The organism is Streptomyces sp. NTD91 (assembly GCF_059510455.1).
Map to the genome: position 1 here is coordinate 1 of NZ_JCAJZW010000125.1, position 1222 is coordinate 1222.

At 67.3% G+C, this 1222-nt stretch carries 1 protein-coding gene; it reads right to left on the reverse strand.

Annotation, left to right across the window (positions count from 1 at the left end; genetic code table 11):
• Positions 1-763, reverse strand: a 763-nt coding sequence (locus AC5WRT_RS38850; RefSeq protein ID WP_496101093.1) for an SDR family NAD(P)-dependent oxidoreductase, incomplete at its 3' end; no start/stop codon positions are given.
• Positions 764-1222: the final 459 nt, after the last annotated feature.

Genomic DNA, 1222 nt, shown 5'->3' on the forward strand with positions numbered 1-1222 from the left:
TGCGGCCTGCCATGACCCCGCCGTCGACGTTGAGGATGGCGCCCGTCGTCCAGCTCGAGGCCGACGAGAGGAGGAAGACGATCGCGGAGGCCACGTCCTGCGGGGTGCCGACCCGACCGAGGGGCTGCAGCCCGCTCAGCTGCTCCATCGCGCCGTCCAGTTGGTCTGCGGGGAAGACCTTCTCAAACAGGGGTGTCCTGGTGACGGCGGGAGCCACGGCGTTCACACGGATGCCCTCGCCGGCGAGCTCGATGGCCAGGTTGTGCGTGAGGGCGTGCAGTCCCGCCTTGGCCATCGAGTAAGCCGACGACGGTGTCACGGCGAGGGCCTGGTGCGCCCACATGCTGCCCACGTTCACGATGGCGCCGCCCCGCCCCCCGGCGACCATGCCCCGGACGATGGTCTGAGTCAGGAAGAAGGTCGCCCTGTTGAGGTCGTGATAGGCGTCGTAGTCCGCTGCCTCGTAGTCGAGGAAGCGCTTCGGCATGAAGAACCCTGCCGAGTTGACGAGGAGCGTGGTGTCGGGGTGGTCCTCCGCCAGCTGCTTCTGCGCCTCCACGACCTGGTTCCGGTCAGCCAGGTCGGCCGCGACCGACCACGCGCTGCCGGAGCGCGACAGGCTTGCCACGGCGTCGTCGAGTTTCCGACCCGGGCGGCCGACGATCACCGCGCTGCCTCCCTGCGCGATCACGTTCTCCGCGGCCTTGAGGCCCATGCCGCTGGCGCCGCCGATCACGACGAGTTTCTTGCCTTCGAAGTCCATGGCCACGATCCTTCACTATGGAGCGATGAACACTTATTGCCCGTGTTCCATTCACCGTGCCATAGCGGTGTCTACAGCAGCTCTATAAGGTCTCTACGGCGCCAATTGCAGTGCCACCGTGATCCGACAAACGGAAACTGCATGGATCTGTCCTGCCTGCCGCTTCCGCCCTCCGTGCATTGCTGCGCGAAGAAAACGACCCGTGCCGGAGCCGGGCGACGTTGGCCGTACGGCCTGAGGTCATCAAGGCAGTGTCACGCTGAGCGCGGGACGCTGCTGTCCGGAAGCCGCCCGCCGCGCGGCCGGCCAACTCCGTCCGCCGGTCGGTGGTTAATGGGAATCAGGCGATCACTGACGTGTCCAGTCCTCCGGACCCGCGGCATCGCGTGAGGCGCGCACGCTGTGGCCCACTCCAGGGAACGGCCGAAACACCATGGGTCGTCCCCGGCCGCCTTGAGC